Here is a 26,115-nt window from a genome sequence, read left to right on the forward strand (position 1 = left end):
TCCGGCCCATGAACACACAATCATCTTCCCAATGTCCATTCCATGCGGGCGCCGCTGCACCGGCGCCCGTGCTTCACCCGCCCGGCGTATGGCCGCCGGGGCCGCGTGCCGGCCTGACGGGGTGGGGGCTGCTGCGCAAGATGTCGCGCGACCTGATCGGCACGCTGTCCGGCTGGCAGTGCGAATACGGCGACCTCGTGCACTTGCGCGTGTGGCCCGAGCACGCCGTGGTCGTGACCGATCCGGCGCTCGTGCGCGAGCTGCTGGTCACGCATCACGATGCGTTCGGGCGCTGGGAGCGCGCGATCCGCATATTCGCGCAGGTCCACGGCCATAGCGTGCTGGTCGCCGAGGGCGATGCGTGGCGCGACAAGCGGCATGCGTTGCAACCGAACTTCATGCCGAAGCCGGTTCAGGCGTTCGTTCCGGCGATCGCGGCAACGGCCGGTCATGCACTCGCGCAGTGGCCCGCGCGCGATCCGGACTGGCCGATCGAAAGCGCGCTGACGTCGTTGGCGATGGACGTGATCATGCGCACGATGTTCTCCGATACGATCGGCGACGATGCGCGTGCCGCCGAGGACGCGGTGCGCGCGGTGAGCGCTGCGGCCGACGCAGCGTTCTACCAGCCGGCGAGCACGCCGGACTGGATGCCGTGGAAGCGCGGCAAGGTGAGGGCGACGGCGGTGCTGAACGGGCTGATCGACCGGCAACTGCGTGCGCGCGTCGACCTGCCGGAGCGCACGTGGCCCGACGATCTGCTGTCGCGCCTGTTGCGGCTGCATCGGGCGGATGCACGGAAATGGCCGCTGCAGGCCGTGCACGACGAATGCATGACGGCGTTCCTGGCCGGTCACGAGACGACGGCCGGGGCGCTGACCTGGTGGGCATGGTGCATGGCCACGAATCCGGCCGTGCAAGCCGCCGCGCGCGACGAGGTGTCCCGCGTGCTGGGCGGTCGCGCGCCGTCCGCCGACACGCGCTCGTCGTTGCGCTACCTGACGCAGACGCTCGACGAAACGCTGCGCCTGTATCCGTCCGCGCCGATCCTGATCAGCCGCCGTGCATCGCGGCCGGTCGCGCTGGGCGCATGGCAGTTTCCCGCACGGACGCTGTTCATGCTGCCGCTGCAACTGATGCAGCGCGATGAACGATGGTTTCCGGAGCCCGACGCGTTTCGTCCGGAGCGCTTCGCCGACGATGCGCCGGCGCTGCCGCGCGGCGCGTACATGCCGTTCGGCACGGGCCCGCGCGTATGCCTCGGGCAGCATCTGGCGATGACGGAGATGACGGTGGTGGCTGCGATGATCCTGCAGCGTTACGTGTTGTCGGTGCCGCCCGGCATGACGCCGCCGCGCGCGGTGCTGAACGTGACGCTGCGGCCGGAGCATGCGTTGCATCTGGCGATCGCGCCGACCGGGCTGACGGTCGATACAGTCTCCGCATGACGGGGGCATAAGCGGTCGATTCGACCCGGCCTGCATCGCACCGGCGCTTGCCGTTTGCGCGACGCGGTGTCATCGAATCGTCGGAATGTGAATGCGTGCCGGCAACTGCTTGCGGCGCCACTGGCGCGGCGTCGCGTAACACCTATGCTTGAAGGGCCCACGCCGGGCGGAGCCCAAGGAGGATGGTCATGCGCATGCTTCTCAACATACGAATCCCTCACGAGCCGTTCAACACGCTGGTGCGCGACGGCAGCGTCGGCGACGTGATCTCGCGAATACTCGAAGCGGTCAAGCCGGAGGCCGTGTATTTCACGGAGCAGAGCGGCGGACGTGGGGCGGTCGTGATCGTCAATCTGGATGACCCGTCGCAGATCCCGGCGCTCGCGGAGCCATGGTTCCTGATGTTGAATGCAGACTGCGAGTTCCGCGTGGTGATGCTGCCGGACGATCTCCGGAACGCCGGGCTCGCGCAACTCGGCGCGAAGTGGCAGTAGCAGGACGCTGCGCATGACCGTGCCCCTGCCTGAAAAACGGGCGGGCGGCATGGCGCGGCGTTCGCGTGCCGGCTATTCCGCAGACTGTGACGGCTCGACGTTTGCCGCTCGCCAGTCTTGCGGCCGCAGCAGCAACAGCAGGCCGCTCAGTGCAGCCGCGCCAACGAAAATGAAAACGCACCGTTCGTTCCATCTGTACAGGCCGTCGGGCGCCACGCCGCCGGCACTCCCGGCGGCGGCGCCGGCTTCCAGCAGGAATGTGAAAACCGCCGGCACCGGCGCGGAACCGAGGTAGGCCAGGAACGCGAACTGCAGCCGGCCGCGCGTCAGGATCGACCAGACATCCTTCCCCATCAGGCAGGCGACCAGCAGCAGCGGCGGCACGAGCACGATCGATGCGGCGCTGATCGCACATGGCAGCAACCAGCCAAGTCCGACGAGCGGAATGAGCGACATGGATCGGGATTCCTGTTTCCGGGCAGCCTGGTTGTCGACGGAACATCCGCGTGTGCTTCACCGGATGACCACGGATTGCGGCGATTCACGGATAGTGCGCGATTCCGCGCCGGTTGCCATCCGTACTGCTCGATGCGCTCATCCGGCCGCATCTTCTCCCAGCGCCTGGATGAACCGCGAAAACAGCTCGGGCTGCGACGAGATCCCGAGCTTCGCGTAAAGATGTCGCCGATGCACCTTCACCGTTTCCGGCGAGATCGTCAGCCGCTCGGCAATCGCCTTCGACGAATTGCCGCGCAGCACCATTCTCGCGATCGACATCTCGCGATCGGTCAGCACGCCCGCGCCGAAGCGCGCGAGTGCCTGCTCGACGCGCGCGCCGAGATCGGCGTCGGGTGTCGTGCGCGCGGCGTCGCCGACCAGCCGCCAGTGCTGCCGGATCGTCGCGAGCACCCACGGCATGGCGGCCGTCAGCTTGCCGAGCGGCTCGACGTCGAAGCGCGCGGCCGCACCGAGCGACAACGACAGCAGCGTATCGGCGTTCGGCCGCACGAGGATCTGGATCTCGTCGTCGCCGACCGCATCGCGGAAATAGCTCAGGAAATACTCGCTCTGCCGGAACAGGTCGGGCGCGACTTCCTCGAGCCGGTAGCATCCGTCGGCGAGCCCGTCGTGCGCGGCCTGCAGGAACGGGTCGAGCAGATATAACCCATTCAGGTAAAGCGGCACCGGCGACGCGGTGTCGGTGCCGCCGGTGTCGTACTCGTCGAGCACGAGCGGCACGCCGTCGCGACCAATCGCGGTCGCGAGCGCATTGTCGAACGGCGTCATTTCATTGAGCAGCAGCACGAGGAACCGCCAGAAGCGCGGCTGGCCGAGATGATCGATTGCGCGGCCAAGCGCCTGGTGCATCGCGATTTCGGAGAAGAGACGATCCATACCACCACCGGAAGGGCGTAACACGAAGGGGGAATAGCGGTCCTGAAATTGGCTTCCTAGACTGCCACGCAATCAATCGGGCCCGAGTATGGGCGTTCAAAAAACCGCAGCACAGGAGAACGAGATGGCGATGATGTCGGAATCGACGGGCACGCTGCAAGCGGCGCCTGCAACGGAAGACGCGCCGCGCGCACTGTCGCAGACGCTCAGCGTGCGCGACGCGGTGATGATCACCGTGTCGGGCGTGACCCCCGCAAGCTCGATCTTCGTGATCGCGCCGTTCGCGATCCAGCAGGCCGGCAGCGGCGCCGTATTGTCGTTCCTGCTCGGCGGCGTGCTCGCACTCGCATTCGCGCTCTGCTATGCGGAGCTCAGTGCCGCGCATCGCAGCGCGGGCGGCGAATACGTGATGGCCAAGCGCGTGTTCGGCACGCTGCCCGGCTACCTGACCTTCATCACGGTGCTGTCCGTCAGCGTGTTCATTCCGGCCGTGCTCGCGAGCGGCGCTGCGCCGTACCTGAACAACGCGCTCGGCACGCACTTCAGCAACCAGTCGGTCGCGCTGACGATCGTGCTGCTCAGCTACCTGCTCGGCATGCTGAACATCAAGACGAATGCGTGGATCACCGGCGCGTTTCTCGTCGTCGAGATCGGCGTGCTGATGCTGATCGCCGGGCTCGGCTTCGGCTCGCTGCATCGCGGCGCCGACGTGCTGGTCGCGCCGGTCGTCGCGAGCGGCAACGCGCTCGTGCCGGCGACGCTCGCCGCCATCGTGCCCGCGATCGGCACGGCGATCTTCTGCTACAACGGCTTCGGCTCCGCTGCGTACCTCGCCGAAGACCTGCGCGGCGGCAACCGCAACGTCGCGAAGGCCGTGATCTATTCGCTGCTCGTGATCCTCGTCGTCGAACTGGTTCCGCTCACCGCGATCGTGCTCGGCGCGCCGTCGCTGACGGAATTGACGAAGAGTGCCGACCCGATCGGCTATGTCGTGCGTTCGCTGAGCAACCCGGCCGTGTCGCGCGTGGTCAGCGCCGGGATCTTCCTGTCGGTGTTCAACGCGATCATCGCGATCGTGATCACGATGGGCCGCCTGCTGTACAGCAGCGGCCGGCACGCGCTCTGGTCGCGTACCTGCAACCGCGCATTCTCGACGATCCATCCGCGCCTGGAATCGCCGTGGCTCGCGACGATCGCGCTCGCGGTGCCGTCAGCCGGGCTCGTGTTCGTGTCGAGCCTCGACGAGCTGACCGCGTTCACGGTCGACCTGCTGCTGCTGATTTACCTGGTCGTCGGGCTGGCCGCATTGGCGAGCCGGTTCGTGCGCCGCGACGTCGAACATCACTACCGGATGCCGCTGTGGCCCGTGACGCCGCTCGTCGCGGTGGCGGGCGCCGCGTATACGCTCTACACGACGCTGGCGACGGCGACGAAGCCGACCGACCTGATCATCATCGCCGGGCTGCTGGTCGCCGCACTCGTGATGTATGTCGTCTGGGCGCGCCACAGCGAAGCATTCCGCGCGCTCTGAACGCCGGATCGTCACGTTGCAGCACCGAAACACCGAACCATTGAAAGACTGGAGGAATTGCATCATGCGCACGAGGGATCTCGGCATCCGCATCGGACTCGGCACGCCGGGCCGCTTCAACGCGATCACGGACGTTCCGGGCGTGCGGGTCGGACATTGCACGCTGAACGTCGAGAACGGCGACGCATCGATCCGCACCGGCGTCACCGTCATCGAGCCGCGCGCGGGCACTGCGCACGATTCGCCGTGTTTCGCCGGCGTGCACGTGCTGAACGGCAACGGCGACGCGACGGGGCTCGAATGGATCCGCGAGGCGGGCCTGCTGACGACGCCGATCGCCTATACGAACACGCACAGCGTCGGCGCGGTGCGCGACGCGCTCGTCGCGAACGAGCGGGAAGCGGCGGCCGGTCGCGTGTACTGGTGCATGCCGGTCGTGATGGAAACCTACGACGGGCTGCTGAACGACATCTGGGGGCAGCACGTGAGCGCCGCGCACGTGCAGTGCGCGCTGGCCGCCACGCAGTCGGGACCGGTTGCCGAAGGCGGCGTGGGCGGCGGCACGGGGATGATCTGCCACGAGTTCAAGGGTGGCATCGGCACCGCGTCGCGCGTGCTCGCGGCCGATGCGGGCGGCTGGACCGTCGGTGCGCTCGTGCAGGCGAACTACGGCGTGCGCGAGATGCTGCGCGTGGCCGGTTATCCGGTCGGCGAAGTGCTGCGGCACGTGCATTCGCCGTTCCGCGTGCCCGACGCGACAGGCGAGGCCGGCATGGGTTCGATCGTCGTCACGATCGCGACCGACGCGCCGCTGCTGCCGCATCAATGCGCGCGCCTCGCGCAGCGCGCGAGCGTCGGGCTCGCACGCGTCGGCGGCGGCACCGAGGATTCGAGCGGCGACATCTTCCTTGCGTTCGCAACCGGCAACGACGGGCTGCCGGCGGCGAACTACGGCAGCAAGGGCGCGCCGACCACCGGCGTGAAGATGGTCAACAACGACCATATTTCCGCGCTGTTCGTCGCGGCGGCGGAGGCGGTGGAGGAAGCGATCGTGAATGCGCTTGTCGCGGGTGGCGACGTCGAATCGCGTGGTGCGCGGGTCGAGGGGCTAGGGCAGGCGCGCTTGCTGGATGCGTTGCGCGAAGTGGGGTGGCGGCCGGGGCGTGGCGCCTGAAACGGCATGCGCCGCTTCAATCGAAGCGGCGTGGAGCGGGAATGCGATGCGGCGCTCGGCCGGTCCGCCGCCCGCCCGCGGATTCGATGCGGGCGATGCGGGCCTGGCCGTGACGACGCGGCGTCATGGTCAGCTGCCGAAGTAGATGTTGCAGAAGCTGACGGGGCCGACACAGGCGTTCGGGTCTTCCTGCTTCGATTGCGCGCGATCGACGCGGCCTGCGGCCTTGACGGCTTCGGCGCGGTTCGCCTGTTGCGGTGCGACGTCGGCCGGCGCGGGCTGTGCGTGGGCGACAGCAGCGGTGAGCGACAGGGCAACGAGGGCGAGGTGCAGCGGCTTCATTTTGTTTCTCCTGGGTGAGTGCCAGTCTCGCTGGCAGTGAGGAAACTATAGGCTCGCACTGCTTAAAGATTAATCACCGCGCCTGTAGAGCTTATTTCCATTCGGAACAAGGATCCCGTTGCGTGCGCATCGATGTTCAATGGCGATGCCGGTTGAACGGTGCGTCCTTGTCGAGCAGCGCGCTGCGCATGAAGTGCAGGCAGCCGACGATCCGCTGCATGCGGCGGCGCGCGTCGGGCACCGCGTACCACGCCTGCAGCGTGTGCTGCGCGGCGCGGATCGCGAGGTTCACCGATTTCAGCGTGCGCGCATGGTGGCCGGGCGTCGGGTCGTCGAAGAAGCGCGGCAGCTCGTGCAGCACCGCATCGATCGAACCGGTCCAGCGCAGCGTCTGCGGCGGTTTCGATTCGGAGAACGCGTGCAGTTCGTCGCGCAGGTCGATCACCGCATGACCGACTTCGAGCGTGGACAGCATCCAGCGCAGCGCGTCGCGATGCTGCCGCGTGCGTCGCACGAGCAGCGTGCGCAACTGCGCCATCAGGTCGTGCGTGCTCGACTGGAAGCGCTGCGCGAGGCCGTCCGGCGCGCCTTCGCACGCGAGCGTGACCTGGCGGCGCAGGTCGTGCGCGATGCGGCCCGTGAGCCACGGCATGTGGGTGGGGAACACGACCGCGAACACGATCGAGCACGCGAGCATCGCAACGACGACGGCCAGCCCGTTGTTGACCAGTATTTCGGGCGTATAGGCGATCGCATTGTCGGGGCCCGCGAGCAGGCAGAAGAACACCGCGAAGCCGATCCCGTAGCCCGACAGGCCGGGCCGCATCGCGAGAAACGCGCCTAGGCCGAGCACCGGCGCGAGCGTCGCGCACAGCAGCGGGAAGCCGTCGATATTCGGATACACGTAGCACAGGAACAGGTAGCCGACGGCGGTCGCGAATGCCGCGCCGACGCCCATCTGCGCGACGAACTTCGGTGCGCGCGGCGACGTCGAGCTGAGCGCGCACGCGATTGCGGTGGCGATCACCGCGAGCGAGCCGCTCGGCCATTCGGACGCGATCCAGAACGCGCTCATCGCGCCGACGGCGACGATCGTGCGCAGGAACGCGAAGCCGACGAAGAACGAGTTGGTCTTCACCGCGTAATGCGTGACCGTGCGCTCGAATGCGTGATCGTCCTGGTCGAGCGACGCGTAGGTGTCCGCGTAGCCGAGATATTCGCCGATGAAGCGGTACAGTAGCTCGATCGCCGTATCGAAGTCGAGCAGGCCGCCGGCCGCGTGTTCCTCGATGATCCGCCGCGACGCGCGCGCGGCCTTCGGCAACGCACTGTGGAAACGGCGCAGATCGAGCATCGCACCGGTGGCCGGTGCGATGCCGCGCGGCCGCTCGTCGCGCAATGCGGCGAACCGCTGCGCGAGCGCGTCGATGTGCGGTGCAAGCGCGTCGAGCACCGCGTCCGAGCCGTTCGCGCGCAGGCGCTTGACGAGCTGGTGCAGTGCATGCAACCGCGTGCATGCGTTCATGAATTCGCTGTTCAGCCGCGCAAGCCGGCGGCTGCGCGCGCGAATGTGCGGATCCTCGAACGACGCGAATGCGCGGTTCGCTTCGAAGCCGACGATGTCGTCGACGAAATCGGCGAAGCGCCGCTCGAAATCGCCGCGTGCGACGGCCCCCGCAAGCGCGCCGGCCGTGAAGGCCGCGAACGTCGCGTGGCGTGCGCTCAGCGAGCGCATCAGCGCCTTCGCGGAACTGAGCGGCAGGATCAATGCGCTGACGGCGCCCGAACATGCGATGCCGAGCGCGACTTCCGCGGCGCGCGTGAGTGCGGACTGGAACAGCGACTGCGGCGTCATCACCGCCGGCAGGCCGATCAGCGCGGCCGTGTAGCCGGCGAGCACGAAGCCGTACCAGCGGAAATGGCGGTTGCGCACCGCGAGCGCGATGCAGCCGCCGATCCATAGCGTGATGCCGGCCATGTACAGCTCGGGTTGCTGCGCGAACAGCCCGCCGAGCGCAAGCGCGGCGACGAGGCCGGCCGCCGTGCCGAGCACGCGGTAGAAACTCTTCGCGAACACCATCCCCGACAGCGGCTGCATCAGCACGAACACGGTCGTCATCGCCGTGCGCGGCTGCGACATCTCCAGACGCATCGCGATGCCCATCGCAAGGAGCGCCGCGAACACGGTCTTCGCGAGGTGCAGCCAGATCAGGCCGTCGCTGGCGGCCCAGTCGCGTGCCGCGTCGCCGAGCGGATCGAGCCATGATCGCCATCGTGCGGGTTCGATGGAAGGTTGCTCGATCGCAGGTTGTGGCTTCATGAAAAGAGAGGGGCGTGCGACGCCGAGCGTGATGCCGCGGCGCGTCCGGACGGGTCCGTTCGACTGGTGAGGCGCCGATTGTAGGAGTGCGGCGCCCGTGCATTAACGCAGCTGCGGGGAAACGATAGTTGCAGCCGGAGCAACAATCTGTCGCACCCCGTGGAGGAAAATAGCGGCTCCGCTACAGGTTGCTCACAGGAATGGATACCCTACAAAACATGCGGGTGTTTTCGCGCGTCGTCGAGACCGGCAGCTTCACCGCCGCTGCGCAATCGCTGAATTCGACGACGGGCGCGATGTCGCGCGCGGTGTCGGAGCTCGAGGCGCGCCTGCGCACCCGTCTGATGAATCGCTCGACCCGCCGCCTCGCGCTGACGTCGGCCGGCGAAAGCTATCTGCGGCGCTGCCGCCAGATCCTCGCCGACGTCGACCGCGCTGAAGAAGAGGCGAGCTGCGCGCACGAGCGGCCGGCCGGCGTGCTGCGCATGCACAGCTTCGCGAGCGTCGGCCATCACTATGTATTGCCCGCGCTGACGCGCTATCACGCGCAGTTCCCGGACGTGTCGATCGAACTGTCGCTGTCGCAGCGCATGCCCGACCTGTTCGACGGCACGAGCGACATGGCCGTCGTGACCGCGTCGTCGCTGCCGGATTCGGAGCTGGTGTCGCATCTGCTCGGCTCGACGTTCAGCATCCTGTGCGCGTCGCCCGACTATGTGAAACGGCACGGCGTGCCGGCCCGTCCGCAGGATCTCGCCGCGCACGCGTGCCTGACGCTGTGTACGCCCGCGTTCCCGACCCACGAATGGGTACTCGAAGGGCCGGAAGGCGTCGAGCAGATCCACGTCGCCGGGCCGGTGCAGACCAATACGGCCGAATCGCTCGCACTCGCGATCCGCGACGGCATCGGGATCGGCATGCTGCCGCTGTACTCGGCGATCGACGCGCTGCGCGACGGCACGCTCGTGCGCGTGCTGCCCGCGCATATCCTGCAGAAGATGAACGTGTATGCGCTGTATCCGTCGCGCCGCTTCGTCGACGCGAAGGTGCGGACCTGGGTCGAGATGCTGCGTGCGCAGGTGCCTGGGATGATCGCGCGCGACGTCGAGATGCTCAACGCGATCGGCCGCGAACCGCAGGCCGCCTGAGCGCGGGGCGCGCACCGGCACGTCGATACATTGCGGTGGCCGGCGATCGCGCGACAGGCTTCTTCATGCACACGTGGCATATGCGCCGCCCGCAGCACACGATTCATGCGGGCGACGCGCATCGTCATGTCGTCACAGCGCGGGTTTCGCCGCCGCGCCCGATTCGGTTGCCGGCTCGCCGGCCGGGCCGTATGCGGCCTGAGCGGCTTTCCGTTCCGCGAGACGCTTCGCCTGCAGTCGTTCCTGCGCCGCCATGATGTCTTCCGGATAGTTGCCGATTTCACCGCGCGCCGGGTTGTAGCCGACCGACTCGAGATCGACCAGTTCCTGCAGCACCTGCGCGCGCGTGACGGGCGACTTCGCCGACTGGGCGAACGACAGGGCCGGTGCGGCAAGCAGGACGGCAGCGGCGGCGGTAACGACGAGCGATTTCACGAGGTTCTCCTGAGCAAGGGGGAGGTGGCCGGTTCGACGCGCGATGCGCGACCCGGAGCTTCGATACGAGTCTACGCAGCGCTTGCACATGCAAAAACCCCGATTCCAGGCAGGCTGCCTTCCAGATGGAACAACATTGGCGCACGTCGCCCGCGGCGAACGAACCCGTATGCGAACACGGGTTCGTTGCCGGCGGGCGACGTTGCCTCACGCCGGTCAGAAGCGCGTGCGCATGCCGATCGTGCCGACGATCTGGTTCGCCGTGCTCGATGCGCCGCCCGACGTGTTGATGAACGCCTGATAGCCGCGGCCGGACGCGTGCTGATACATCGCCTCCGCGTACAGGTCGGTGCGGCGCGACAGCTTGTACACGGCCTGCAGGTCGACCTGGTGCCACTTCGGATCGGTGCCGTGCTTGCTGTCCGGGTTCGACACGCTGGCGTCCGTGTACACGTAAGCCGCGCCGAGGCTGACGGCCGGCGTCACCGCATAGCGCACGTTCACGTCGTAGTTGTTGAACGCGACCTGGCCGGTCGAGCCGAACGAGCCCGTGTTGTCGTACTGCGAACGCGTATAGACGAAGCCGACGGTTGCCGGGCCGAACACGTAGCTGACGCCGCCGCCGTACGTGCGCATGCGGTCCGAGCCGATCGACCAGCCGCCCTGGCTCACGCTCTTCGCTTCGGCGGAATCTGTCGCGCCGGGGCTCGCGCTCGTCGAGCCCTTCGTGCCGTTCATCTGCAGGTACGCGCCGGCCACCTTCAACGGGCCGTTCGTGTAGCTCGCCGCGACGCTGTATGCGCGGTTGGCGCTGAAGTTCGTCGAGTTGGAGAACGCGTACATCGCGCCGACCTTGAAGCCCGCGAGCGAATCGCTCGTGTACTTGACCGCGTTGTTGATGCGCAGCGAGTGGTTCAGGTTGTCGTTGTCGAATGGATGCGCGAAGCCCGCGTCGCCGAAGTCGCCGGCCGTCGCGGACAGCGGCGCGACGAAGTCGACCATCGTGTCGTACTGGCGGCCGAGCGTCAGCGTGCCGTAGCCGGCCTGGCTCAGGCCGACATACGCGTGGCGGCCGAACAGCTTGCCGTCCTGGCCGAGCCCGCCGTTGTTCGCGTTGAAGCCGTTTTCGAGCACGAACAGCGCCTTCAGGCCGCCGCCGAGATCCTCGCTGCCGCGCAGGCCGAAGCGGCTGCCATTGATCGTGCCGCTGGCCATGCGCCACTGCGACGCGCCATTCACGTTGTTGGTGTAGGCGATGCCGGCGTCGATCAGGCCGTACAGCGTGACCGAGCTTTGCGCGTGGGCGAGCGGTGCGAACAGCGCCGCGGTGCATGCGCCGGCGATCAGGTTTTTTTTCATGGTGAGGCTCCTGCGTGTGGGACTGGAAACAAAAGTTCGGCGCAAGTATAGGAATGCACGGCACGCGCAAGGCCGCCGGGGCCGCGAGCGCACCTTTCCGGATCCGGCAACGGTCCTTCACAAAACTGACACGACGCGCCGCGCGCGCCCGACGCGGGGCGTTTTTGCGAGATGACCGGCACGCGGTATCCGCCCGGCGCGACTCGGCTGTCGCGCCGTTGCAACAAGCGCGGGGCGCGGCACGACGGTTGATCGGTACGGGCGACTCGCGGAGAATGAGTCGCTCGTGCCCACGACCGGAGACACACGATGCGCCAGCCCGACCGCCATCCGCCGATCAGCGTCGCCGTGTATTACCGCGATCCGAGCGCCGCGCTCGAATGGTTGGAGCGCGCGTTCGGCTTCGCCCGCGGCATCGTCGTCCGTACGCCCGACGGGCAGGTCGCGCATGCCGAGCTGACGCATCGCGGCGGCGTCGTGATGATCGGCGGACACTGGGCCGATTTCGTCGCGAGCCCGCAGGAGATCGGCGGCAGGAACACGCAAAGCGTGCACGTGCAGCTTGCCGACGGCCTCGACGCCCATTGCGAACGCGCGCGACAGGCCGGCGCGGAAATCCTGCAGGAGCCGGCCGACCAGTTCTATGGCGACCGCACGTATCGCGCGCGTGATCCGGAACAGCACGTGTGGACGTTCGGCCAGCACGTGCGCGACGTGACGCCGGAGGAAGCGGCTGCCGAAACAGGCTTGTCGTTTGAAGGCTGGTCCTGATGCGCGGTGCGCGCGCATCGATGCTTTTCATCCAACCATGCGGCGTAAACCGGAGCGCGTCACTCATCCGGATCGATCGAGTTGATGCGGAAGGCGGTTACAAGCCAGCCGTGCTTATGCATTCGAAAAATGCATGAGTCGATTCGAAAAATACGTTTGTCTCATGAGAGGCGCAGGCCTACGATGCGGTCCTGACGACGGCGCGCGGGTTGCGCGCCGTCCTTTCGATCCCCGTTCGCCGACCTCATGCGCCTCGATCTCCCGTCCGCTCCCGCATCCGCTTCACCGCCTGCCAGCCCGTTCGCACGCGTGGCGGCCGTCACGATCCTGACCGGCGTCGGCGCTGGGCTCGGCGGCATGCTGCTCGCGCTGCTGCTGCATGCGATCCAGCACGTCGCGTACGGCTACAGCGTCGCGCACGTGATCGGCACCGAGAGCTTCCTGACCGGCGTGACCGGCGCTGATCCGTTGCGCAGGCTCGTGGTGCTGATCGTCTGCGGGATCGTCGCCGGCGGCGGCTGGTGGGCGCTTTACCGGTACGGCCGGCCGCTGGTCAGCATTCGCCGCGCGGTGCGCGCGGGCGATCCGCGGATGCCGTTCGTCAGCACGACGATTCACGCGCTGCTGCAGATCGTCACCGTCGCGCTCGGCTCGCCGCTCGGCCGCGAAGTCGCGCCGCGCGAAATCGGTTCGCTGCTCGCCGGGCAGCTTGCGCATCGCGCGGGGCTGACGCCCGACGACTGCCGGCTGATGGTCGCGTGCGGTGCCGGCGCCGGCCTCGCGGCCGTCTACAACGTGCCGCTCGGCGGCGCGATCTTCGTGCTCGAAGTGCTGCTCGGCACGTTCGAACTGCGCGCGCTGATCGTGGCGGTCGTGACGTCGGCGATTGCGGCGGCCGTCGCGTGGATCGGCCTCGGCAACGAACACCAGTACACGGTGCCTGCGTTCGCGCTGAGTACGCCGCTCGTCGCATGGTCGATCGTCTGCGGGCCGCTGTTCGGCTTCGCCGCGTACGGCTTCGTGCGGCTCACGACCCGTGCACGGGCGAACGCGCGGAAAGACTGGCGGCTGCCCGTGCTCGCGCTGGTCAACTTCGCGGTGATCGGATTTCTCGCGATGCGGTTTCCGCAACTGCTCGGCAACGGCAAGGGGCCGGCGTCGCTGAGTTTCGACGGCACGCTGACGATCGGTCTGGCAGCGGCGCTGCTGGTGCTTAAGGTGCTGATCGAGGCGGGCAGCCTGCGGGCCGGTGCCGAGGGCGGCCTGCTGACGCCGGGCCTCGCGAACGGTGCGCTGCTCGGCATCGTGCTGGGCGGGCTGTGGAGCCTCGTGTGGCCGGGCGCGTCGATTGGCGGATGCGCGCTGGTCGGCGCGACCGCGTTTCTCGCCGCGTCGATGCAGATGCCGATTACGGCCGTCGTGCTGCTGCTCGAATTCACGCGCGCGAATCACGACAGCCTCGTGCCGATGCTGCTTGCGGTGGCCGGGGCGCTCGTCGCGTATCGGTTCGCGCAGCGGCTGGCCGAGCGGCGCGAGAAGGCGGTCGCGATGGTGAGCGAATACCCGGCGGTGACGCGCTGACGCGCACGAGCGATCAAGCGCCGCTGCGCAATGCAGCGGCGCTGCCATTCCCCGATCGCAGACACTATTCGAGCGTCCGGATCGAATTGCTGATGCCGCGCGCGCAGTCGATCACGGCCGGCGCGAGCTTGCGGCGTGCGTCGTCGAACGTCCAGCGGCTCGTCGGCGCGACCACATGCACGGCCGCGACGGGCTGCCCCTGGCTGCCGAGCACGGGTGCCGCGATCGACATGTCGCCGATGAACAGTTCTTCCTGGTTGGTGGCGTAGCCTTCGTGCCGCGCGCTGTCGAGCAGCGCGACGAGTGCGTCGAGCGCCGTGACCGTGCGCGGCGTGTGCGGCGTGCGCGCCATGCCGTCGAGCCGCGCGCGCGCATCGTCGGGCGGCAGCGCGCTCAGGAACGCGCGGCCGCTGCCGGTGCAGAACATCGGGATGCGGCTGCCGATCGGCATGTGGATCGGCACGAACTTCGTCGATACGAAACGCGCGACGTACACCATCTCGTCCTCGTCCGGCTCGGTGAGGTTGGTGGTTTCGCCGGTCAGGTTCGTGAGCTCGGACAGGAACGGATTTGCGACGTCGATCAGCGTATCGGCCGCGAGGTAGTTGAAGCCGATCCGCATCACGTGCGGCGTGAGCTGGTAACGCCGCGTGACCGGATGCTTGCGGATATAGCCGAGCCTCTCGAGCGTATAGACCATCCGCTGTGCCGAGCTCTTCGTCATCCCCGCCGCGTCGGCCACTTCTGCGAGCGTCATCGTGCGCCGCTTCGCGCTGAACGCGCGCAGCACGTTCAGCCCTTTCTCCAGCGACTGGTTGAACAGCAGGTCGTTTGACTGATCGGGCGATGTTTCCATGAGCAAGGGGAGGCTTGATCGATTCGATATCGAATCATAACGTATCGAATATCGATACGCAAAAATCTATTTGCGATATTTTTGATTCGCTTTAAGATCAAGTCATCGTCGCACCGTCGATCGGCGACTGGACGGCGTACTGGCTTATTCGAGAAGGAGACATCATGGTTTCGTTCATCAAGCGGTTCGGCGCACTGGCCGCCGGTTTCGCCACCTGTATCGCCATTTCCGCGGCATCGGCGGGCGCCGTCGCGGCCGAGCCGACGCTGAAGGTCGGCGCGACGGCCACCGGCGTGCCGTTCACGTTTCTCGACGTCAAGAGCAATTCGATCCAGGGCATGATGGTCGACGCGATCACCGCGGCCGGGAAATCGGCCGGTTTTCGCGTCGACGTGCAGCAGACCGTGTTCTCGGCGCTCATTCCGTCGCTCACCACGCAGAAGATCGACATCATCTCGGCCGCGATGCTGAAGACGCCCGCGCGCCAGCAGGTCGTCGATTTCTCCGACACGGTCTATTCGTTTGGCGAAGGCCTGATCGTGAAGGCGGACGACCCGGGCCGCTATACGTCGATGGACGATTTCAAGGGGCAGGTGGTCGGCGCGCAGGTCGGTACGGCGTTCGTCGACGCGCTCAACAAGAAGGGCATCTTCAAGGAAGTCCGGACCTACGATTCGATCGCCGACATCATGCGCGACGTCGCGCTCGGGCGCATCAAGGCGGGCTTCGCCGACCAGCCGATCGTCGCGTACCAGATCGAACACGGCGTCAACCGCGACGTGCGGCTCGTACCCGAATACCAGAGCGTCGTGAAGGGGCAGGTCTGCTTCATCGTGCGCAAGGGCGATACCGCGACGCTCGAGCAGCTCAACGGCGCGATCCGCAAGATGAAGAGCGACGGCACGCTGCAGCAGATCCTGCAGAAGTGGCACATGAGCTGAGCGCCGGCTCCCGATTCCTGACCGGTATCGCCCGCGCCTTGCGGGCACCCATTGCGGCGCGCCATTCGGCCATCGAATAGGAAACCTCATGTTTTTTCAGAACGCGATCGATTTCCTGCCGATCCTGTTGAAGGGGGCGGTGGTCACGATCGAGATCACGGCATGCGCGTTCGTGCTCAGCTCGGTGCTCGGGCTGATCCTCGCGTTGCTGAAGGTGTCACACAACCGCGCCGTGGCGACGGCCGGCAGCACGATCGTCAACGTGATCCGCGGGCTGCCGATCATCGTGCAACTGTTCTACATGTACTTCGTGCTGCCCGATCTCGGCGTGCAACTGTCGGCGTTCCAGGCCGGCGTGCTCGGCCTCGGCATCGCGTACTCGGCCTACCAGGCGGAAAACTTCCGCGCCGGCATCGAGGCGATCGACCGCGGCCAGATCGAGGCCGCGCACGCGATCGGCATGCGCGGGCCGATGATCATGCGGCGCGTGGTGCTGCCGCAGGCGTTCCGCATCGCGCTGCCGCCGTACGGCAACACGCTCGTGATGCTGCTGAAGGATTCGTCGGTTGCGTCGACGATCACGGTCGCGGAGATCACGCGCGCCGGCCAGTTGATCGCGTCGTCGACGTTCCAGAACATGAGCGTTTATACGCTCGTCGCGCTGCTGTATCTCGCGCTCGGACTGCCGCTGATGTTCGGCGTGAACCGGCTCGGCAAGCGGCTCGCGCTGAGGAGAAGCGCATGATCCGGATCGATTCGATACACAAGCGCTTCCATCAGCACGCCGTGCTGAAGGGCGTGAGTCTCGACGTGCAGCAGGGCGAAGTCGTGTGCCTGATCGGGCCGTCCGGCTCGGGCAAATCGACCGTGCTGCGCTGTATCAACGGCTTCGAGACCTACGACGAAGGCTCGATCACGATCGACGGCGTGAAGGTCGATGCGCATTCGAAGCGTATCCACGAGCTGCGGATGCGGGTTGGCATGGTGTTCCAGCGCTTCAACCTGTTCTCGCACCGCACGGCGCTCGAGAACGTGATGGAAGGTCCCGTACACGTGCGGCGGGTGCCGGCCGCGCAAGCGCGCGAGCAGGCCCGCGCGCTGCTCGACAAGGTCGGGCTCGCGCACCGGATGAATGCGTATCCGTCCGAGCTGTCGGGCGGCCAGCAGCAGCGCGTCGCGATCGCACGCGCGCTGGCGATGGAGCCGCAGGCGATCCTGTTCGACGAGCCGACGTCGGCGCTCGACCCCGAACTCGTCGGCGAAGTGCTCGGCGTGATGCGCGGGCTCGCGCGCGACGGGATGACCATGGTGGTCGTCACGCACGAGATGGGGTTCGCGCGCGAGGTGGCCGATCGCGTGTGCTTCCTGCACGACGGCACCATCTGCGAAAGCGGGCCCGCGCGCGACGTGCTCACGCAGCCGAAGCATCCCCGCACGCAGGAATTCCTGCGCCGTCTGCTGGCGTCGGACGGCGCCGCCAACCCGGATCGAACATGAGCGACAGGAAAGCGGTACCCGCGTGGCCCGACTCCCGGTGGCCGGATTCGCTGTGGGCGGCGACGGCCGCGCCGGCGCCCGACACCCCCGCACTCGATGCGTCCGCGTCGTGCGACGTGGCGATCGTCGGCGCCGGCTTCACGGGTCTGTCGACTGCGCTCCACCTGGCCGAACGCGGTGCGAACGTGCGCGTGATCGACGGCGCGCAGCCGGGCTGGGGTGCGTCGGGCCGCAACGGCGGGCAAGTGATCCCCGGGCTGAAATACGACCCCGACGAACTGATCCGCCGGTTCGGCGACCAGGCCGGCGAGCAGCTTGCCGGCGTGGTCGGCGGCGCGGCCGACACGGTGTTCGACCTGATCGCGCGGCATGGGATCGACTGCGATGCGCGTCGCAACGGCTGGATCCAGCCGGCGCCGACCGCCGCGATGCTCGATACGGTCGCGCGTCGCGCGCAGCAGTGGGCCGCGCGCGGCGCACCGGTCGAAGTGCTGGGCCGCGACGACGTCGCGCGACGGCTCGGCACGCACGCCTACGCGGGCGGCTGGATCGATCGCCGCGCAGGCAGCGTGCAGCCGCTCAGCTATACGCGCGGCCTCGTGCGCGCCGCGCAGGCGAGCGGGGCGGTCGTGCACGGGCTGACGCGCGCCGTCGGGCTGACGCGTGCCGACGGCCGCTGGCGGATCGCGACGGCCGGCGGTGCGACGCTGTCGGCGGATCGCGTCGTGATCGCGACCAACGGCTACACGGACGGGCTGTGGCCCGGCTTGCGCCAGTCGGTGATCGCCGCGAACAGTTTCATCGTCGCGACGCAGCCGCTCCCGCCGGATCTCGGTCGCGACATTCTCGCCGGCGGCGAGGTCGCATCGGATGCGCGGCGCCTGCTGCTGTACTTCCGCCGCGACGCGGCCGGCCGCCTGCTGATGGGCGGCCGCGGCCCGTTCGCGGAGCCGCGCGCGACGAGCGACTGGCGCCATCTCGAGCGTGCGACGACGCTGTTGTATCCGCAACTGAAGGGCGTCCGGTTCGAATATCGCTGGGCAGGGCGCGTCGCGATCACCGCGGATTTCATGCCGCACGTGCACGAGCCCGCACCGGGCGTGACGATCGCGCTCGGCTACAACGGCCGCGGCATCGCGATGGCGACGACGCTCGGCAAGCATCTGGCCGCGCACCTGTCGGGCGATGCGCAATTGCCGCTGCCGTTCCGGGCCACGCCGATCCGGCCGATTCCGTTTCACGGGCTGCAGCGCTTCTATATCGCGGCCGGGGTGGCCTGGTATCGGCTGCTCGACAGCCTTTCCTGACGGAGCGCGGACGCGGGTCGCCATCGGTCGTCCGATCGGGCAGAATCCACACTCCCTGTTTCCGACGATGGATGCCGCATGACCGATCCGAACGATGCCCCCGGCCGCCGCGCGTACGCGAGCTTCGCGCAACGCTATGCGGACATCGCGCCGACGAAGGCGCACAACGCGCTCTATGAGCGTCCGGCGACGATGGCGCTGCTCGGCGATGTCGACGGCCTGACGGTGCTCGATGCCGGCTGCGGGCCCGGCATCTGCAGCGAGCACCTTGCGCGGCACGGCGCGACCATGCATGCATTCGACGTCACGCCGGAGATGGTCGCGCTCGCGAGAACGCGCTGCGCGGGCCTCGCGGTCGACGTGGTGGAAGGCGATCTGGCGGCGCCGCTCGACTGGCTGCCCGACCGTGCGGTCGACAAGGTGCTGTGCGCGCTCGCGCTCGACTACGTGCGCGATCTCGCGCCGACGCTGCGCGAATTCCGGCGCGTCGCACGGCCGGGTGCAACGCTCGTGTTCTCGATGGCGCATCCGATGCGCGACTGGATGGATGAACGCACGCGCGGCGAGGGCGTTTACTTCGACACGTCCCGGTTCGGCTTTCACTGGTCGGGCTTCGGCGAACCGAAGCCGTATGTCGAGGCCTGGCGGCGGCCGCTCGCCGACATCCTGAACGCGGTAGCCGACGGCGGCTGGCAGCTCGACCGGTTCGTCGAGCCGAAGCCGCTGCCGGAGATGAAGGCCGCGTCCGAACGGCTCCATGCGGAGTTGTCGCTGGCGCCGGCCTTCCTGTGCATCCGCGCGCGCTGCTGACGCGGCGCGCCCCTCAACCCGCGCTCAGTGCCGTACCGGCTCGTCGTTCAACGTGCCGAGGAACGCTTCGATATCCTTGATATCCTGCGCCGTCATCGCGGGTTTGTCGCCGGGCTTGCGATCGAACGGCGCATCGGTCACGTCGACGTTCGCGCGATACTTCGGCGGAATGTCGTCGTACTCGTCGACCTTGCCGTCCGCACCGCGCGAATAGAACTTCTGCGGCGAGATGCTGCGCTCGTTGTAGAACGCCATCACCTGGTCGAGCGTGTGGAACACGCCGTTGTGGAAGAACACCTGGCGCGTCGCCGAGTTGCGCAGCGTCGGCGTGAGGAACATCCCGCAATACTGCGTCTGGTCCTTCAGGTCGTCGCGGAACGGCCCGCACACGCCGAGATCGTAGAACGCCGCATTGCGGTTCTGCGCAAGCTGCTTGTTGCGAGGCGCGCCGAGCGCCTCGTACTGGTAGTCGGTAAACATCGGCGGCAGTCCGTCCTTGCCCGGCTTCGACAGGTGGCAGCCCGCGCAATTCGCCTTGTCCGGATCGTTGAACAGGCGCAGCCCGCGCAGTTCGGCCTGCGACAGGCGCGCACGGCCTTCGAGCCAGCGATCGTACTTGCTGTTGTACGGATGGAACGACGGATCCTCGACCTGATACCGCGCGATCGCGAACATCGCCTCCGACACCGCGAGCTGCGGGCTGTCGAACACGCGCGCGCCGAACAACTGCTCGAGCTGCGCGCGGTGCGACGACTGCGCGAGCTTGCGCGCGACGTCGTCGATGCTCGCGTTCGCCATCTCGACCGGATTCAGCAGCGGCCCGAACGCCTGCTGCTGCAACGTATCGGCGCGGCCGTCCCAGAACATCCCGCCCTGCGGCACGAGCTGCGGCGCGGCCGACGTGCCGGCCACCTTCTGCGCCTTGACGACCCCGGCCGCCGACGCGGCCTGCTGCGCGACACTCGGTGCGGCGTCGTTTTCACCGGCATCGGGGCCGATGCTGAAGTTCGGTTGACGATACAGGTACATCAGCGACGGCGGCGGGCGATACCCCTGCTGCGTCATCGCGAGGCCGCCCGGCTGCACGTCGAGCGCGTTCGGCGGCCCGTACGCACGATCGGGGCTGTGGCACGACGCGCATGACTGCTTGCCCGACGCGGACAGCGACGGATCGGCGAACAGCGCGCGCCCGAGCTGCGCGACCGCCGACAGCGGCTGCGCGGCGGGCCGCTGCAGCACGACCGGATGCGGATTCGCGCCCGTCCAGTCGGCGACGACGGTGCCGATCGCCGCGGGCACCTGCGCGGGGAACGCGATCGCGAACGCGCCATAACCGAGCGCGGCCGCGCCGAGCACGAACGCCGCGCGGCGCAGCAGGCGGGAAGGGGAACGCGGCGCGGGGGTGCCGGAGGCGTCGGGAGACGGGAACGCGGGGCGAGCTGTCATGCTGTCGGTCGGAAATCGGGTACCGCACGAAGCGGCGCGTTAAATGGAAACGGCCGGCGCGTGATGCGCCGGCCTTGCGGTCATGCAATACCGGTCAGATCGCCGGCGCCGCGCTCAATGCCGTGCCGAGCGTCGGGTCGAGGTACAGCGGCGTCGTGTTCGGCTTCGACGTGAAGTCGAACAACGCGCGCAGGTCGCCCGCCGTCGCATCGAACGAACCGCCGCCGATGCGCTGGCCGCCGAGCCAGTTGTCCTCGATGAAGCGCACGACGGACGACTGGTCGAGCATCGTGTGGTCGACGTAGTTCTGCTTCGCATACGGCGAGATCACGATCAGCGGAATGCGCACGCCCGGGCCGCAGCGGCCGTTCACGGTCGCGCCGTTCACGCCGGTGGTGCCGCCCGTGCCGCACTTGCCGCTGCCGTTGAGCTGGTCGACCGGGTCGGACGACGCACGCGTCGGCGCCGTGTACACGTGGTCGTACCAGCCGTCCGAGTCGTCATACGTGACGATCACGGCCGTGTTCTGCCAGTCCGGCTGCTGCTGCAGGAAGTTGACGACCTTCGTCACGAACGCCTGCTCGTCGAGCGGATCCGAATAGCCCGCATGCGCATCCTGCGCGGCCGGCGCCTTCAGGTAGCTGACCGACGGGAAGTTGCCGGCCTTCACGGCCGCGAAGAAATCGTCCGTGTCGTACTGGTGGTTCGCGGGTTCGGCGGTCTTGCCGTCGGTCTGGAGGCTCGAGCCGATCGCTGCGACCGAGCTCGGTCGCGTGTGCTGCGGGTTCGACGTCGACGCGTAGTACTGGAACCAGTTGTGGTGCGGGATATAGTCCGACGTCGCGGCGTTCACGGCGGTGGCGACCGTGCTGCGCGCGCAGCCCGTCGTGCCGTTGCCGTTGGTCGTCGACAGGTTGAAGCCGCCCATGAAGCCGCCCCACGTGATCTTCGCGCCGTTCAGCAGGTCGCCGATGTTCTTGCCGCTCATCAACGCCTGGTCGGTCGTGCTCGAGCACACGTCGTTGCCGGGGTCGACGTCGTTGATCATCGTGAAGCCGCCCTGGCCGTCATTGATGTAGTACGAGGTGGCGGCGAGCGTCGAAGGCTGCTTCGACGTCTTCACGATCTGCATCCCGTTGGTCTGCCCCGACACGACGTTCAGCGCGCCCGGCGTCGACGGGCCGTACGACGTCGTGTACATGTTGTCGCTCATCGCGAAGCGCTGCGCGTAGTTCCACAGCGCCGTCACGGTGTTGCCGTCGAAGTAACCCATCACCTGGCCCTTCGTGCCGAACGCGCCGGCGCCGCCGGACGAGCCCTTGCCGGTGTACTTCGGGAACAGGTCGGCGAGGCCGTTGTCCTCGGCCTGCTGCTCGGCCGTGTACGCGTGGTTCTGGTCGGCGGTCGCGGCCTGCGTGCGGTCGAGGCGGAACGGGTTCGCCGCGTCGGTGCCGTTGGCCGTGTTCGTGAAGTTCGGGTTCGCGGTGAGCAGCGTGCCCGTCAGGCCGTTCGGCGTCGGCGTGCCGGCCTTCGCGGTGAACGCCGGTTCGCCCGACGGGTTCGTCGCGTTCGGGTAGGTGCCGAAATAGTGGTCGAACGAGATGTTTTCACCGTAGATCACGACCACGTGCTTGATCGGCGTGGCGGTCTGCAGCGCATCCTGCGACGACACCGCGGGCGTCGACGTCGGATCGTCGCTGCCGCCGCAGGCGAACAGCGCAAGCGCTGCGGCTGCGCAGGCGGTGACGAGCAAGGCTTGACGGAACATCGGGCAACTCCAGGTAAGGTCTTCGATGGTGGAGAGCGGCCCCGTCGCCGTGTCGGTTCGGCGCGGGGCTCGCAAGAGGGCACGCGCATTGGAACAGTCCCGCATGAAGATATGGGGACGGAGTGGTTTCGCGAGGGTTGCGCTGCGGTATCGATTCCATTACGGCGCAACGCGGCGCGAAAGAGAACGGAAAGGGGCGGATCGCGTGCAACTTTGGGAGCCCGTTTCGCGGCGCGCGGGGCCGCTGCCGCGCGGGGCGGGTGAAAGGGCGCGGTCGGCCGGTTCAGGCGAGAGGCGGCGCGTGCCGGGTTTTTGACAATCGGATGACGGATTCATACGATGGATGCCCCGCGACGACGATGTCATGTTGCCGACCGTTACCGAGAATTCAGCGTGCCGATCCCCGTTCTGTTTGCCGTTTTGTGTGCGGCGTTCCTGCACGCGTCCTGGAATGCGCTCGTCCGCAGCAGCGGCGACCGGCTGCGGTCGGCCACGGTGCTGCAGATCGCGATCGGGCTGTTCGCGCTGCTGTTCCTTCCCGCCGCCGCGCCGATCACGCCCGCGAGCTGGCTCTGCGTCGTCGCATCGGCCGTGATCCACGTCGCCTATACGTTGCTGCTGGTGCGCGCCTACGAGCACGGCGACCTGACCGTCGCATACCCGGTCGCGCGCGGCACCGCGCCGCTGCTCGTCACGCTCGGCGCGGCGGCGTTCGCGGGCGAGCGCCTGAACGCCGGCGCGCAAGGCGGGCTCGTGCTGATCTGCGCAGGCATCGTGGCGATCGGGCTGGAGGGCGGGCGCGGCGCGAAGCACCGGATGACGCAGGTGCTGCCGACCGCGTTCGCGACCGGCGTGTCGATCGCGGCCTATAGCGTGGTCGACGGGATCGGCGTGCGGGAAAGCGGCAGCACGGTCGGCTATACCGCGTGGATGTTCGTGTTGACGGGGGCGATGATGGCCGCGTACTACCGGCTGCGCGTGGGGCCGCTGCGGCTGACGCAGGATGTCGGCGAAACGGCGAAGGCTGCGTGCGGCGGCGTGTTCGCGGCGCTCGCGTACGGCATCGTGATCTGGGCGATGGATCGCGCGCCGATGGGCCCGGTGTCGGCGCTGCGCGAAACGAGCGTGGTGTTCGCGGCGCTGATCGCGCGCGTGTATCTCGGCGAGCGGCTGACGCCGCGCCGTGCGGCCGGTTGCCTGGTGATCGCGGCAGGGGCGTTGCTGATCAGTGTGTTCGAGGCGGTGCGCTGAGCGCGGCAGCCGAACGTGCAGGGCGTTCGCCCTGGTCAATCAGCTTTCCACCGGCATCGCACTCGTGCACTTGATCTCGTCGAGGCACACGCTCGAATGCACGCCGCTCACGCCGGGAATCCGCATCAGCGTTTCGAGCAGGAACTGCGACAGCCCCTTCAGATCGTGCGCGACGACCTTCAGCACGTAGTCGATGTCGCCCGTCACCGAGAAACATTCCTGGATCTGCGCGAGATCGGACACGAGTTTCTGGAACTTCGACAGGTCGCGGATATGCCCGCGCTCCATCGTCACGTGCACGAACGCGGTGACGCCGAAGCCGAGCGTGTCGGGGCAGAGCCGGGTTTCGTAGCGGCGGATCGCGCCGATCTCTTCCAGCCGCCGGTGGCGCCGCAATGTCTGTGCGGGTGACAGGCCGACGGCCTTCGCCAGATCGAGGTTCGACGCACGGCCGTTCTCCTGCAGGATCGACAGCAAGTGGCGGTCGATGCGGTCGAGATCCGGTTCAGGCATTTTGTTTCCTCATATGTCTCCTGGGCGCAATCTTATCTCATAATGTAGGGTTTGCATGAACGGGTTACGCAACCCGATTTCATCGTCGCGACGCTAAACTGACCCCGGATTTTCGTGTGCGGCCGCAGCAATGCGGCGTGAGCGACAAGTCGGCGGCCGGTCTGGCGGGCACACGCCGACGCAAATCGGGCGCCGCCACGCGAAAATTGCAAGTCCCCAACCCCGGCGGCTCCACGAACGGCCGCCGGCACAGCAAAAACAGCGCCCGGCACACCGAGGCGCGCCGCACCGCTTCCGGCGGAGGCGGACAAAGTGGAGAAGACATGGTTTCTGGAAACGAGAGCGACGGCCTGAAGCGCGGGCTGAAGAACCGGCACATCCAGCTGATTGCGCTCGGCGGCGCGCTCGGCACGGGGCTGTTCCTCGGCATCGCGCAGACGATCAAGATGGCTGGCCCGTCCGTGCTGCTCGGCTATGGGGTGGCCGGCATCGTTGCGTTCTTCATCATGCGCCAGCTCGGCGAGATGGTCGTCGACGAGCCCGTCGCAGGTTCGTTCAGCTACTTCGCCAACAAGTATTTCGGCCACTTCACGGGCTTCCTGTCCGGCTGGAACTACTGGGTGCTGTACATCCTCGTCAGCATGGCCGAACTGTCGGCCGTCGGGATCTACGTGCAGTACTGGTGGCCGGGCGTGCCGACCTGGGTGTCGGCGCTCGTGTTCTTCGTCGCGATCAACCTGATCAACCTGACCAGCGTGAAGTCGTACGGCGAGACGGAATTCTGGTTCTCGATCATCAAGGTCGCCGCGATCGTCGGGATGATCGGCTTCGGCGGCTGGCTGCTCGCGAGCGGGAATGCCGGGCCGGAGGCCAGCGTCCGGAACCTGTGGCAGCACGGCGGCTTCTTCCCGAACGGCGTGTCGGGCCTCGTGATGTCGATGGCGGCGATCATGTTCTCGTTCGGCGGGCTCGAGCTCGTCGGCATCACGGCGGCCGAAGCCGACGATCCGAAGCACAGCATCCCGCGCGCGACCAACCAGGTCATCTACCGCATCCTGATTTTCTACATCGGCGCGCTCGCCGTGCTGCTGTCGCTGTATCCGTGGGAGAAGGTCGTCAGCGGCGGCAGCCCGTTCGTGCTGATCTTCCATGCGCTGAGCAGCAACCTGGTCGCGAACGTGCTGAACGTCGTCGTGCTGACGGCCGCGCTGTCGGTCTACAACAGCGGCGTGTACTGCAACAGCCGGATGCTGTTCGGCCTCGCTCAGCAGGGCAACGCGCCGAAGGTGCTGTGCTCGGTGAACAAGCGCGGCATTCCGCTCGCCGCGCTCGGCGCGTCGGCGCTCGCCACCGGCGCGTGCGTGCTGGTCAACTACTTCATGCCGGGCAAGGCGTTCGAGGTGCTGATGGGCCTCGTCGTGTCGGCGCTGATCATCAACTGGGCGATGATCAGCCTGATCCACCTGAAGTTCCGCCAGGCCAAGCGCGCAGCCGGGGAGAAGACTTCCTTCCGCAGTCTGGGCTATCCTTTCACGAATTACCTGTGCCTGGCATTCATGACCGGCATTCTCGTCGTGATGTACCTGACGCCGGATCTCCGCCTGTCGGTGTACCTGATCCCGGTATGGCTCGCGGTGCTCGCGATCGGGTATCGCTTCCGTCAGAAGAATGCAGGCTATGCGATGCGCGACGGCGCGTCCGCACGCTGACGCAGGCCACGACCGACCA

At 67.6% G+C, this 26,115-nt stretch carries 24 protein-coding genes; 14 read left to right on the forward strand and 10 right to left on the reverse strand.

What is annotated here, in order from left to right; genetic code table 11:
• The first annotated feature begins 8 nt into the window (after positions 1 to 8).
• Both R9B84_RS26385 and R9B84_RS26390 read left to right on the forward strand, forming a co-directional pair.
• Complete coding sequence (locus tag R9B84_RS26385) at positions 9 to 1,448, forward strand: cytochrome P450 (RefSeq protein WP_423762955.1); 1,440 nt, start codon at positions 9 to 11, stop codon at positions 1,446 to 1,448.
• Positions 1,449 to 1,636: 188 nt separating this feature from the next.
• Positions 1,637 to 1,942 (forward strand): panthothenate synthetase, encoded by a 306-nt coding sequence (locus R9B84_RS26390; protein WP_423762956.1) that lies wholly within the window; start codon positions 1,637 to 1,639, stop codon positions 1,940 to 1,942.
• Between the two features lie 72 nt (positions 1,943 to 2,014).
• Here the strand turns inward: R9B84_RS26390 and R9B84_RS26395 are convergent, their stop codons facing one another.
• Together R9B84_RS26395 and R9B84_RS26400 are read right to left on the reverse strand one after the other, a co-directional pair.
• Positions 2,015 to 2,398, reverse strand: a complete 384-nt coding sequence (locus tag R9B84_RS26395; protein WP_423762957.1) for a hypothetical protein — start codon at positions 2,396 to 2,398, stop codon at positions 2,015 to 2,017.
• A 138-nt stretch (positions 2,399 to 2,536) separates the two neighbouring features.
• Entirely contained in the window at positions 2,537 to 3,337 is an 801-nt protein-coding gene (locus R9B84_RS26400) for a helix-turn-helix transcriptional regulator (RefSeq protein ID WP_423762958.1), read from the reverse strand.
• 124 nt (positions 3,338 to 3,461) lie between these two features.
• On the opposite strand from R9B84_RS26400, the gene R9B84_RS26405 reads away from it, so the two are divergent.
• Both R9B84_RS26405 and R9B84_RS26410 read left to right on the forward strand, forming a co-directional pair.
• The gene (locus R9B84_RS26405) at positions 3,462 to 4,868 is read left to right on the forward strand and encodes an APC family permease (protein WP_047903350.1); all 1,407 of its coding nucleotides are present in this window, start codon (positions 3,462 to 3,464) and stop codon (positions 4,866 to 4,868) included.
• A 64-nt stretch (positions 4,869 to 4,932) separates the two neighbouring features.
• Positions 4,933 to 6,042 (forward strand): P1 family peptidase, encoded by a 1,110-nt coding sequence (locus R9B84_RS26410; protein ID WP_423762959.1) that lies wholly within the window; start codon positions 4,933 to 4,935, stop codon positions 6,040 to 6,042.
• A 129-nt stretch (positions 6,043 to 6,171) separates the two neighbouring features.
• Here the strand turns inward: R9B84_RS26410 and R9B84_RS26415 are convergent, their stop codons facing one another.
• The gene (locus R9B84_RS26415; RefSeq protein WP_096474441.1) at positions 6,172 to 6,384 is read right to left on the reverse strand and encodes a hypothetical protein; all 213 of its coding nucleotides are present in this window, start codon (positions 6,382 to 6,384) and stop codon (positions 6,172 to 6,174) included.
• Positions 6,385 to 6,520: 136 nt separating this feature from the next.
• Complete coding sequence (locus tag R9B84_RS26420; protein ID WP_423762960.1) at positions 6,521 to 8,704, reverse strand: FUSC family protein; 2,184 nt, start codon at positions 8,702 to 8,704, stop codon at positions 6,521 to 6,523.
• Between the two features lie 200 nt (positions 8,705 to 8,904).
• On the opposite strand from R9B84_RS26420, the gene R9B84_RS26425 reads away from it, so the two are divergent.
• Positions 8,905 to 9,852: a LysR family transcriptional regulator gene (locus tag R9B84_RS26425; protein WP_282510066.1), complete on the forward strand. Its 948-nt coding sequence runs from the start codon at positions 8,905 to 8,907 to the stop codon at positions 9,850 to 9,852.
• A gap of 132 nt (positions 9,853 to 9,984) precedes the next feature.
• Here R9B84_RS26425 and R9B84_RS26430 read toward each other — a convergent pair whose 3' ends face one another.
• Positions 9,985 to 10,287 carry a DUF4148 domain-containing protein gene (locus R9B84_RS26430; protein WP_423762961.1) on the reverse strand — a complete coding sequence of 101 codons (303 nt, stop codon included), beginning with the start codon at positions 10,285 to 10,287 and terminating at the stop codon, positions 9,985 to 9,987.
• A gap of 216 nt (positions 10,288 to 10,503) precedes the next feature.
• The gene (locus R9B84_RS26435) at positions 10,504 to 11,646 is read right to left on the reverse strand and encodes a porin (protein WP_423762962.1); all 1,143 of its coding nucleotides are present in this window, start codon (positions 11,644 to 11,646) and stop codon (positions 10,504 to 10,506) included.
• A 309-nt stretch (positions 11,647 to 11,955) separates the two neighbouring features.
• On the opposite strand from R9B84_RS26435, the gene R9B84_RS26440 reads away from it, so the two are divergent.
• Both R9B84_RS26440 and R9B84_RS26445 read left to right on the forward strand, forming a co-directional pair.
• Positions 11,956 to 12,417 (forward strand): VOC family protein, encoded by a 462-nt coding sequence (locus R9B84_RS26440; RefSeq protein WP_423762963.1) that lies wholly within the window; start codon positions 11,956 to 11,958, stop codon positions 12,415 to 12,417.
• A 246-nt stretch (positions 12,418 to 12,663) separates the two neighbouring features.
• On the forward strand, positions 12,664 to 13,998 hold the full coding sequence (locus tag R9B84_RS26445; protein WP_423762964.1) for a chloride channel protein: 1,335 nt from the start codon (positions 12,664 to 12,666) through the stop codon (positions 13,996 to 13,998).
• A 64-nt stretch (positions 13,999 to 14,062) separates the two neighbouring features.
• Here R9B84_RS26445 and R9B84_RS26450 read toward each other — a convergent pair whose 3' ends face one another.
• The gene (locus R9B84_RS26450; protein WP_423762965.1) at positions 14,063 to 14,854 is read right to left on the reverse strand and encodes an IclR family transcriptional regulator; all 792 of its coding nucleotides are present in this window, start codon (positions 14,852 to 14,854) and stop codon (positions 14,063 to 14,065) included.
• Positions 14,855 to 15,018: 164 nt separating this feature from the next.
• On the opposite strand from R9B84_RS26450, the gene R9B84_RS26455 reads away from it, so the two are divergent.
• The 5 genes from R9B84_RS26455 (at position 15,019) to R9B84_RS26475 (ending at position 19,409) form a co-directional block, all read left to right on the forward strand.
• Positions 15,019 to 15,795: an ABC transporter substrate-binding protein gene (locus R9B84_RS26455; protein ID WP_423762966.1), complete on the forward strand. Its 777-nt coding sequence runs from the start codon at positions 15,019 to 15,021 to the stop codon at positions 15,793 to 15,795.
• 88 nt (positions 15,796 to 15,883) lie between these two features.
• Positions 15,884 to 16,540 carry an amino acid ABC transporter permease gene (locus R9B84_RS26460; protein ID WP_262544591.1) on the forward strand — a complete coding sequence of 219 codons (657 nt, stop codon included), beginning with the start codon at positions 15,884 to 15,886 and terminating at the stop codon, positions 16,538 to 16,540.
• Complete coding sequence (locus tag R9B84_RS26465) at positions 16,537 to 17,292, forward strand: amino acid ABC transporter ATP-binding protein (protein ID WP_047903334.1); 756 nt, start codon at positions 16,537 to 16,539, stop codon at positions 17,290 to 17,292. Before R9B84_RS26460 ends, R9B84_RS26465 begins: the two co-directional genes overlap by 4 nt.
• Positions 17,289 to 18,599 carry an NAD(P)/FAD-dependent oxidoreductase gene (locus R9B84_RS26470; RefSeq protein ID WP_423762967.1) on the forward strand — a complete coding sequence of 437 codons (1,311 nt, stop codon included), beginning with the start codon at positions 17,289 to 17,291 and terminating at the stop codon, positions 18,597 to 18,599. Before R9B84_RS26465 ends, R9B84_RS26470 begins: the two co-directional genes overlap by 4 nt.
• A 78-nt stretch (positions 18,600 to 18,677) precedes the next feature.
• Positions 18,678 to 19,409, forward strand: coding sequence for a class I SAM-dependent methyltransferase (locus R9B84_RS26475; RefSeq protein ID WP_423762968.1), 732 nt, complete (start codon positions 18,678 to 18,680; stop codon positions 19,407 to 19,409).
• Between the two features lie 24 nt (positions 19,410 to 19,433).
• Here the strand turns inward: R9B84_RS26475 and R9B84_RS26480 are convergent, their stop codons facing one another.
• Both R9B84_RS26480 and R9B84_RS26485 read right to left on the reverse strand, forming a co-directional pair.
• A complete protein-coding gene (locus R9B84_RS26480) occupies positions 19,434 to 20,855 on the reverse strand; it encodes a cytochrome-c peroxidase (protein ID WP_423762969.1) in 1,422 nt (473 codons plus the stop codon).
• Between the two features lie 94 nt (positions 20,856 to 20,949).
• Positions 20,950 to 22,623 (reverse strand): phospholipase C, encoded by a 1,674-nt coding sequence (locus R9B84_RS26485; RefSeq protein ID WP_423762970.1) that lies wholly within the window; start codon positions 22,621 to 22,623, stop codon positions 20,950 to 20,952.
• Positions 22,624 to 22,962: 339 nt separating this feature from the next.
• Here R9B84_RS26485 and R9B84_RS26490 point away from each other — a divergent pair, with 339 nt between their 5' ends.
• Positions 22,963 to 23,874: an EamA family transporter gene (locus R9B84_RS26490; RefSeq protein ID WP_423762971.1), complete on the forward strand. Its 912-nt coding sequence runs from the start codon at positions 22,963 to 22,965 to the stop codon at positions 23,872 to 23,874.
• Positions 23,875 to 23,913: 39 nt separating this feature from the next.
• On the opposite strand, the gene R9B84_RS26495 is transcribed toward R9B84_RS26490, so the two are convergent.
• Positions 23,914 to 24,387 (reverse strand): Lrp/AsnC family transcriptional regulator, encoded by a 474-nt coding sequence (locus tag R9B84_RS26495; protein ID WP_263345195.1) that lies wholly within the window; start codon positions 24,385 to 24,387, stop codon positions 23,914 to 23,916.
• A 323-nt stretch (positions 24,388 to 24,710) separates the two neighbouring features.
• Between R9B84_RS26495 and R9B84_RS26500 the strand changes: the two genes are divergently transcribed.
• A complete protein-coding gene (locus R9B84_RS26500) occupies positions 24,711 to 26,096 on the forward strand; it encodes an amino acid permease (protein WP_423762972.1) in 1,386 nt (461 codons plus the stop codon).
• The last annotated feature ends 19 nt before the right edge of the window (positions 26,097 to 26,115 follow it).

This window comes from Burkholderia sp. NLJ2 (genome assembly GCF_049487195.1).
GTDB lineage: Bacteria > Pseudomonadota > Gammaproteobacteria > Burkholderiales > Burkholderiaceae > Burkholderia > Burkholderia pyrrocinia.

What these genes read in the sequence shown, in the direction of transcription:
- R9B84_RS26385 (WP_423762955.1), top strand. Translation starts at nt 9, where the DNA reads ATGAACACACAATCATCTTCCCAATGTCCATTCCATGCGGGCGCCGCT.
- R9B84_RS26390 (WP_423762956.1), top strand. Translation starts at nt 1,637, where the DNA reads ATGCGCATGCTTCTCAACATACGAATCCCTCACGAGCCGTTCAACACG.
- R9B84_RS26395 (WP_423762957.1), bottom strand. Translation starts at nt 2,398, where the DNA reads ATGTCGCTCATTCCGCTCGTCGGACTTGGCTGGTTGCTGCCATGTGCG.
- R9B84_RS26400 (WP_423762958.1), bottom strand. Translation starts at nt 3,337, where the DNA reads ATGGATCGTCTCTTCTCCGAAATCGCGATGCACCAGGCGCTTGGCCGC.
- R9B84_RS26405 (WP_047903350.1), top strand. Translation starts at nt 3,462, where the DNA reads ATGGCGATGATGTCGGAATCGACGGGCACGCTGCAAGCGGCGCCTGCA.
- R9B84_RS26410 (WP_423762959.1), top strand. Translation starts at nt 4,933, where the DNA reads ATGCGCACGAGGGATCTCGGCATCCGCATCGGACTCGGCACGCCGGGC.
- R9B84_RS26415 (WP_096474441.1), bottom strand. Translation starts at nt 6,384, where the DNA reads ATGAAGCCGCTGCACCTCGCCCTCGTTGCCCTGTCGCTCACCGCTGCT.
- R9B84_RS26420 (WP_423762960.1), bottom strand. Translation starts at nt 8,704, where the DNA reads ATGAAGCCACAACCTGCGATCGAGCAACCTTCCATCGAACCCGCACGA.
- R9B84_RS26425 (WP_282510066.1), top strand. Translation starts at nt 8,905, where the DNA reads ATGGATACCCTACAAAACATGCGGGTGTTTTCGCGCGTCGTCGAGACC.
- R9B84_RS26435 (WP_423762962.1), bottom strand. Translation starts at nt 11,646, where the DNA reads ATGAAAAAAAACCTGATCGCCGGCGCATGCACCGCGGCGCTGTTCGCA.
- R9B84_RS26440 (WP_423762963.1), top strand. Translation starts at nt 11,956, where the DNA reads ATGCGCCAGCCCGACCGCCATCCGCCGATCAGCGTCGCCGTGTATTAC.
- R9B84_RS26445 (WP_423762964.1), top strand. Translation starts at nt 12,664, where the DNA reads ATGCGCCTCGATCTCCCGTCCGCTCCCGCATCCGCTTCACCGCCTGCC.
- R9B84_RS26450 (WP_423762965.1), bottom strand. Translation starts at nt 14,854, where the DNA reads ATGGAAACATCGCCCGATCAGTCAAACGACCTGCTGTTCAACCAGTCG.
- R9B84_RS26455 (WP_423762966.1), top strand. Translation starts at nt 15,019, where the DNA reads ATGGTTTCGTTCATCAAGCGGTTCGGCGCACTGGCCGCCGGTTTCGCC.
- R9B84_RS26460 (WP_262544591.1), top strand. Translation starts at nt 15,884, where the DNA reads ATGTTTTTTCAGAACGCGATCGATTTCCTGCCGATCCTGTTGAAGGGG.
- R9B84_RS26465 (WP_047903334.1), top strand. Translation starts at nt 16,537, where the DNA reads ATGATCCGGATCGATTCGATACACAAGCGCTTCCATCAGCACGCCGTG.
- R9B84_RS26470 (WP_423762967.1), top strand. Translation starts at nt 17,289, where the DNA reads ATGAGCGACAGGAAAGCGGTACCCGCGTGGCCCGACTCCCGGTGGCCG.
- R9B84_RS26475 (WP_423762968.1), top strand. Translation starts at nt 18,678, where the DNA reads ATGACCGATCCGAACGATGCCCCCGGCCGCCGCGCGTACGCGAGCTTC.
- R9B84_RS26480 (WP_423762969.1), bottom strand. Translation starts at nt 20,855, where the DNA reads ATGACAGCTCGCCCCGCGTTCCCGTCTCCCGACGCCTCCGGCACCCCC.
- R9B84_RS26485 (WP_423762970.1), bottom strand. Translation starts at nt 22,623, where the DNA reads ATGTTCCGTCAAGCCTTGCTCGTCACCGCCTGCGCAGCCGCAGCGCTT.
- R9B84_RS26490 (WP_423762971.1), top strand. Translation starts at nt 22,963, where the DNA reads ATGGATGCCCCGCGACGACGATGTCATGTTGCCGACCGTTACCGAGAA.
- R9B84_RS26495 (WP_263345195.1), bottom strand. Translation starts at nt 24,387, where the DNA reads ATGCCTGAACCGGATCTCGACCGCATCGACCGCCACTTGCTGTCGATC.
- R9B84_RS26500 (WP_423762972.1), top strand. Translation starts at nt 24,711, where the DNA reads ATGGTTTCTGGAAACGAGAGCGACGGCCTGAAGCGCGGGCTGAAGAAC.